Raw genomic sequence first — 7,500 nt, forward strand, 5'->3', positions numbered from 1 at the left:
TTTTATAACGCAAGTTATAAAAACGATTATTGTTGACGTTTTGTTTGTTCAGTTTTCAAAGAGCAATTTTTCGTTGCTATTAGGAGCAACTTTTATATAATAACATATCATTTCATCGTCGTCAACTTCTACGAACAAACTTTTTTATTTTGTATAAAAAGAAAGTTTTTATTCGTTTTAGCGACATTTATTAATATATCACCATTATTCGTGGAAGTCAACTTCTTTTTAAAGCTTCTTACTAATTTCTTCAATGAAGCGAGTTTCTATTCTACATAATAAACTCTTTTATAGCAATAGTAGTTAATTAAACAAGTATTAATAATTAAAAAGAACAAAAACCATAATGGTTTTTGTTCTTTTTAATTTAACATCATTTTTCCCCTACGATCATTCAATTCCTTCATTATTGCTTCCTTCTTTGAATTCCATAAATTTAAAGCATCATCTTCATTCATATATTTAATAAATGTTTGCAAAGCCTCATTCTTCATCATCCAGTCTGTTAAAAATTCTACTCTTTTAATTTTACGCTTTGGTATATGGCTCTTTATAAAATCTTGAATAGCATCATTAACAGGATCCACTTCAATAATTTCGTTACTTATCTCATTCTTTAACTTGTATGTGATAAATCCTATTGGATTTTCTATTTTATAATTATCTCTAATTGACTCCATTACTTGAATTACATTTCTTTTCCCATACTCCAACCAGTTTTGTATAGTTTTATTCGGTACTTTGAAACCTAAATCATTCGCCAAACTTTTGATATCATTAATATCATTTTTAGAAACAACAAAAAGATCTTTTTCAAGTTCTTCTGTATTTAACACTTCAGTTTTAATGGAATTAGATATCGGAACTGGTAGAGGTTGAATAATGGAATCTTTAGGTTTTATAAAGAATTTAATTTCTTTAACAGCTCTTCCTTGTTTAATCTCTTGAAATTCAAATGTAATATCTGATTTTTTGTTTATCTGTTTTTGAGAAGGCAGTAATACTCGTTGCTTAAAATTCCCGTAAGCAGGATATATATTTGTTGCCCCTAACTTATGTCTAAGATCTTCCATATTGAAAGTTCTTTCTTTTAAACGTTCATATTGCTTTAGTAGCTCGTATATCCTTATAGAATAATGTCCCTTTAGTTTACTTACATTTTTTAAATGATAAGATGTAAACTCCTTTTTCAATTCTAATAAATATGGGGTAAGAAATTTATGGAGTGTAAGCTCAATGGTCCCTTTTTTATAGTTGTAATCAGCTTGGGATAACCATTGAACTTGTACCAATCTTTCCTCGAACCTAATTTCATAAATTTTAGCTAACATATTTCTCGTAATTTCTTCTAGTTCCTTATATCTCGTATTACTATTACCGCCAATCAATTTAATGAAATCTTTTATTGTAAAAGTGTAAGATTGAAACTCCTTATCATTCGGTTGCACTAAACTAATAAGTGTTAAGATGATTTTTTGTTCTATCTCAGTTAATTTATATGCTGCTTCAATAAGCTGATTTGATTTTGTAATTAAGTTGTCCGCGCTTATTTTGGATCCCATATCAAAACTCCTTTTTAATGATCATTCTAAAATATAACAAAGAATGCAAAGGAGCGTCTACTTCGGGTTATATTTCCGAAAATTCAGAATCAGTTTTCGGAAATTACTCAGTTTTTGTTATAGTTTACTCAGTTTTTGTTATAGTTTACTCAGTTTTTGTTATAGTTAAGACTCAGTTTTTGTTATAGTTTACTCAGTTTTTGTTATAGTTTACTCAGTTTTTGTTATAGTTTACTCAGTTTTTGTTATAGTTAAGGTCTCTGAACCCTTGGTACATAAGAGTTTTAAGCCTCCGAAAACAATAAAAACAATAAAAACAATAAAAACAATATATGATAAAACAATCAAAACAATACTTGGTGAATGATTAATTTTTCATTATTTCTGTCTATTTAAAATAATGAATTAATAGTTCTGCTAATAAAGTTGTTATATTTTATATATATTAAAGGATTTCAATTATTTTTCTAGAAAGGTTTATATAAATAAAAGAAGAAAACAACGTTGGAAGGAGGCGTGGTTTTGGCTATTACTATTACAATGGGAATACAAAAAGGTGGTTGCGGGAAATCCACTACTGCTGGAATACTAGCATATTTATTAAGCAGAGATGGCTATAAGGTTTTAGCCATAGATATGGATTCTCAAGGTAATTTAACTGAATTAATATCTAATCAACCTTCTAATGAATTTGTAGGAAAATCAATACTAGAAGCAATGCAGAATCAAAATATGAAAGATTACATCCTACCTATAGGAAAAAATTTAGATTTACTTCCTGCTACTAATTTTTTAGCTACTTTTCCAAGATGGATTTATACGGGAAGAACATATAAAGGTGATAGTATTCCTTTCAAAGGAATACCTAGTTTAATTCTAGATCAAAGTTTAGATGATATAAGAAGTGAGTATGATTTCATTATTATTGATACACCACCGTCATTGTCAGAACAAACAACTAATGCATTATGTGCTAGTGAATATGTAGTAGTGTTGTTTGAGTGTTCTAACTGGTGCTACTCAGCAATTCCTAACTTCATGGAATCCGTCGCCAGTGCTAAAAAACATGGAAATAGAGGTACTGAGGTAATAGGAATTTTAAGAACATTAAATGACTTAAGAAGAAGTGATGCCAAAGCATTTAATGAAATGATTACAGAAGATTATCCTAACGAAGTATTTAAAACTGTTATTAATAGAAGAGCTCCTATTGGTCGTTTAGCTTTATATGGATTCAATAAAAACTCAGAGTTAAAACCGGCTTTACTACAATATGAGCAATTTTATAAGGAGTTGATAGATCGTGTCCAAAGTAAATGATATTAAAAATTTGAAGCGGCTTCAAAAGCAAATTACGCCATCACAAGCTTTAGCTGAAGAAATTATTGAAGAGAAAACATTTAAGCAGGAAAAAAAGTTAATAAGAAAACGAGTATCTTTTGATTTAAGAACAGACTTACATAGAGAATTAAAAATGCAATCTTTATTGCAAGAAAAAAACATCTATATTTTAATTGAAGAAGCATTAGAGAAATATCTAAATAAGATTAAAGAATAATTTTGTGCATCCAATATTTGAGTGCGTAAAATTATTTTATCCGCAGTTAACATAATGCATCTTATCCAAAGCAGCACCCCAAACAAAAGACGGAATCCGGCCATATTCGGGCAAATTCCGTCTTTTTCCCTTCGGGAAATAATCAAAAAAAGGACTAAAATTGATAAGAACAATCTCTTATTTACTTCATCTTTCTTACGAATTCTATTTAATAGTCCATTTGACATTGGTATTATAAAAATTAATTTGGGTAAATACTAAATAAACAACTCATCCTAGCGTATCGCTAATAAAAGTTTTTTGTATCGCCTCTTCTAATTCTAATTGCTTCATCCTGGATTTTGCATATCTTTTAGTTACATTTATATCTTTATGACCAGCTAATTTTGAAACAATCTCCAAGCCTACGCCTTTATCTATAAGCTTTTGACAGAAAGTATGTCTTAATTTATGTGGATGAACATTATACTTCTTCAACATATATTGAATTGATCTTTCTGTTAGCCGCTCATTAGATCTTGAAGTAAATAAAGCTTCATCACTGTTAAACGAATCACAGTATTTATGAAGATATTCCTTAGCTTCTTCTGACAATGGAATAAATCTCTCTTCACCAGTTATTCCATTTTTAACGATTAACTGCTTTTTTATAAGATCAATATTCGACTTATTTAAAGAACATAATTCAGATACTCTAATACCTGTATGGAGCAATAAATAAACGATAGCTATATTTCTTCCATGCCCATCTTTTTTAACTTTTTGAAGCAGCTGATTGTACTCAAAAGATGTTAAAATTTCTAATTCTCCCTTTTTTTCTATAGGCATAACTTTAATATCTAAAATTATTTCTGGACGTCTCAAGAACTTAGCGAAGGTTCTAATAGAACCAAGTATTTTATCAATAGTTATTGGACTTTTCCCCTGCTGCTCTAAAAAAGAGAGATAATTTTGAACATCTTGCTGAGATATGTTCTCTAAATAAGTAGGATATTTGTAGAGCCAGTCTTGAAATTTTTTCATTTCACGTTGATAAGTAGTGACGGTGTTAACAGATTTGCCTTCTGTTTCAAGCCAGTCTGCAAATTGACTAATTACATTAGATTTTTGCACTTTATCACCCCTAAATTCAGACTTGGTACCTTACTTAATATCTTAAATCATAAAAAGAAAGAAGTAAACTTCCGCGATGAATTTCAAAAAAAAAGGGGATAGTAGCCTAACGACTACTATCCCCTTTTGGTGCCTGGCGACGTCCTACTCTCACAGGGGGAGAACCCCCAACTACCATCGGCGCTGAGAAGCTTAACTTCCGTGTTCGGTATGGGAACGGGTGTGACCTTCTCGCTATCGCCACCAGACTATGTAATTTTGAGAGTTATTCCCTCAAAACTAGATTATGTTGTAAGAAGAAAGAATGAGTAATCATTTATTAGTTAAGTCCTCGATCTATTAGTATTTGTCAGCTCCACGTGTCACCACGCTTCCACCTCAAACCTATCAACCTGATCATCTTTCAGGGATCTTACTAGCTTACGCTATGGGAAATCTCATCTTGAGGGGGGCTTCATGCTTAGATGCTTTCAGCACTTATCCCTTCCGCACATAGCTACCCAGCTATGCCTTTGGCAAGACAACTGGTACACCAGCGGTGCGTCCATCCCGGTCCTCTCGTACTAAGGACAGCTCCTCTCAAATTTCCTACGCCCACGACGGATAGGGACCGAACTGTCTCACGACGTTCTGAACCCAGCTCGCGTACCGCTTTAATGGGCGAACAGCCCAACCCTTGGGACCGACTACAGCCCCAGGATGCGATGAGCCGACATCGAGGTGCCAAACCTCCCCGTCGATGTGGACTCTTGGGGGAGATAAGCCTGTTATCCCCGGGGTAGCTTTTATCCGTTGAGCGATGGCCCTTCCATGCGGAACCACCGGATCACTAAGCCCGACTTTCGTCCCTGCTCGACTTGTAGGTCTCGCAGTCAAGCTCCCTTGTGCCTTTACACTCTACGAATGATTTCCAACCATTCTGAGGGAACCTTTGGGCGCCTCCGTTACTTTTTAGGAGGCGACCGCCCCAGTCAAACTGCCCACCTGACACTGTCTCCCACCCCGATAAGGGGTGCGGGTTAGAATGTCAATACAGCCAGGGTAGTATCCCACCAATGCCTCCACCGAAGCTGGCGCTCCGGCTTCCAAGGCTCCTACCTATCCTGTACAAGCTGTACCAAAATTCAATATCAGGCTACAGTAAAGCTCCACGGGGTCTTTCCGTCCTGTCGCGGGTAACCTGCATCTTCACAGGTACTATAATTTCACCGAGTCTCTCGTTGAGACAGTGCCCAGATCGTTACACCTTTCGTGCGGGTCGGAACTTACCCGACAAGGAATTTCGCTACCTTAGGACCGTTATAGTTACGGCCGCCGTTTACTGGGGCTTCAATTCAGAGCTTCGCGCGAACGCTAACCCCTCCTCTTAACCTTCCAGCACCGGGCAGGTGTCAGCCCCTATACTTCGCCTTACGGCTTCGCAGAGACCTGTGTTTTTGCTAAACAGTCGCCTGGGCCTATTCACTGCGGCTCTCTCGGGCTTGCACCCAAAAGAGCACCCCTTCTCCCGAAGTTACGGGGTCATTTTGCCGAGTTCCTTAACGAGAGTTCTCTCGCTCACCTTAGGATTCTCTCCTCGCCTACCTGTGTCGGTTTGCGGTACGGGCACCTTGAATCTCGCTAGAGGCTTTTCTTGGCAGTGTGGAATCAGGAACTTCGGTACTATATTTCCCTCGCCGTCACAGCTCCGCCTTCACGGTAATGGGATTTGCCTCATTACCAGCCTAACTGCTTGGACGTGCTAATCCAACAGCACGCTTACCCTATCCTCCTGCGTCCCCCCATCGCTCAAACGATTCATAAGGTGGTACAGGAATATCAACCTGTTGTCCATCGCCTACGCTCTTCAGCCTCGGCTTAGGTCCCGACTAACCCTGAGTGGACGAGCCTTCCTCAGGAAACCTTAGGCATTCGGTGGATGAGATTCTCACTCATCTTTCGCTACTCATACCGGCATTCTCACTTCTAAGCGCTCCACCAGTCCTTACGGTCTAGCTTCAACGCCCTTAGAACGCTCTCCTACCACTGACATCGTAGATGTCAATCCACAGCTTCGGTGATACGTTTAGCCCCGGTACATTTTCGGCGCAGAGTCACTCGACCAGTGAGCTATTACGCACTCTTTAAATGGTGGCTGCTTCTAAGCCAACATCCTGGTTGTCTAAGCAACTCCACATCCTTTTCCACTTAACGTATACTTTGGGACCTTAGCTGGTGGTCTGGGCTGTTTCCCTCTTGACTACGGATCTTATCACTCGCAGTCTGACTCCCAAGGATAAGTATTTGGCATTCGGAGTTTGTCTGAATTCGGTAACCCGATGGGGGCCCCTAGTCCAAACAGTGCTCTACCTCCAATACTCTTACCTTGAGGCTAGCCCTAAAGCTATTTCGGAGAGAACCAGCTATCTCCAAGTTCGATTGGAATTTCTCCGCTACCCACACCTCATCCCCGCACTTTTCAACGTGCGTGGGTTCGGGCCTCCATCCAGTGTTACCTGGACTTCACCCTGGACATGGGTAGATCACCTGGTTTCGGGTCTACGACCACATACTATTACGCCCTATTCAGACTCGCTTTCGCTGCGGCTCCGTCTCTTCAACTTAACCTCGCATGTAATCGTAACTCGCCGGTTCATTCTACAAAAGGCACGCTATCACCCATTAATGGGCTCTAACTACTTGTAGGCACACGGTTTCAGGATCTATTTCACTCCCCTTCCGGGGTGCTTTTCACCTTTCCCTCACGGTACTGGTTCACTATCGGTCACTAGGGAGTATTTAGCCTTGGGAGATGGTCCTCCCTGCTTCCGACGGGATTTCACGTGTCCCGCCGTACTCAGGATCCACTCAGGAGGGAACGAAGTTTCGACTACAGGGTTTTTACCTTCTATGACTGGCCTTTCCAGACCTATTCATCTACCCCGTTCCTTTGTAACTCCATGTAGAGTGTCCTACAACCCCAAGAGGCAAGCCTCTTGGTTTGGGCTAATCCCGTTTCGCTCGCCGCTACTCAGGGAATCGCGTTTGCTTTCTCTTCCTCCGGGTACTTAGATGTTTCAGTTCCCCGGGTCTGCCTTCTGTTACTCTATGTATTCAAGTAACGATACTATCCCATTACGGATAGTGGGTTCCCCCATTCGGAAATCTCCGGATCAAAGCTTACTTACAGCTCCCCGAAGCATATCGGTGTTAGTACCGTCCTTCATCGGCTCCTAGTGCCAAGGCATCCACCGTGCGCCCTTTCTAACTTAACTTGTTTCGGCTAAA

The 7,500-nt window shown here is 38.7% G+C and carries 4 protein-coding genes and 2 rRNA genes; 2 read left to right on the top strand and 4 right to left on the bottom strand.

Annotated features, from left to right (window positions below; translation table 11 throughout):
- Positions 1-362: 362 nt before the first annotated feature.
- The gene (locus tag MKX82_RS30245) at positions 363-1,562 is read right to left on the bottom strand and encodes a replication initiation protein (protein ID WP_192486553.1); all 1,200 of its coding nucleotides are present in this window, start codon (positions 1,560-1,562) and stop codon (positions 363-365) included.
- 522 nt (positions 1,563-2,084) lie between these two features.
- Here MKX82_RS30245 and MKX82_RS30250 point away from each other — a divergent pair.
- Entirely contained in the window at positions 2,085-2,882 is a 798-nt protein-coding gene (locus tag MKX82_RS30250) for a ParA family protein (protein WP_128310140.1), read from the top strand.
- Positions 2,866-3,120, top strand: a complete 255-nt coding sequence (locus tag MKX82_RS30255; protein ID WP_233319532.1) for a hypothetical protein — start codon at positions 2,866-2,868, stop codon at positions 3,118-3,120. The genes MKX82_RS30250 and MKX82_RS30255 overlap by 17 nt, the downstream gene beginning before the upstream one ends.
- A 270-nt stretch (positions 3,121-3,390) precedes the next feature.
- Here MKX82_RS30255 and MKX82_RS30260 read toward each other — a convergent pair whose 3' ends face one another.
- From MKX82_RS30260 to MKX82_RS30270, 3 genes are all read right to left on the bottom strand, one after another.
- Positions 3,391-4,233: a tyrosine-type recombinase/integrase gene (locus MKX82_RS30260; RefSeq protein ID WP_192486555.1), complete on the bottom strand. Its 843-nt coding sequence runs from the start codon at positions 4,231-4,233 to the stop codon at positions 3,391-3,393.
- A 131-nt stretch (positions 4,234-4,364) separates the two neighbouring features.
- Positions 4,365-4,481: ribosomal RNA gene (rrf, locus tag MKX82_RS30265) — 5S ribosomal RNA — on the bottom strand.
- A gap of 71 nt (positions 4,482-4,552) precedes the next feature.
- A 23S ribosomal RNA gene (locus MKX82_RS30270) occupies positions 4,553-7,487 on the bottom strand.
- Positions 7,488-7,500 lie beyond the last annotated feature (13 nt).

It is taken from the genome of Niallia sp. FSL R7-0271 (assembly GCF_038005785.1).
Taxonomy (GTDB): domain Bacteria; phylum Bacillota; class Bacilli; order Bacillales; family Cytobacillaceae; genus Niallia.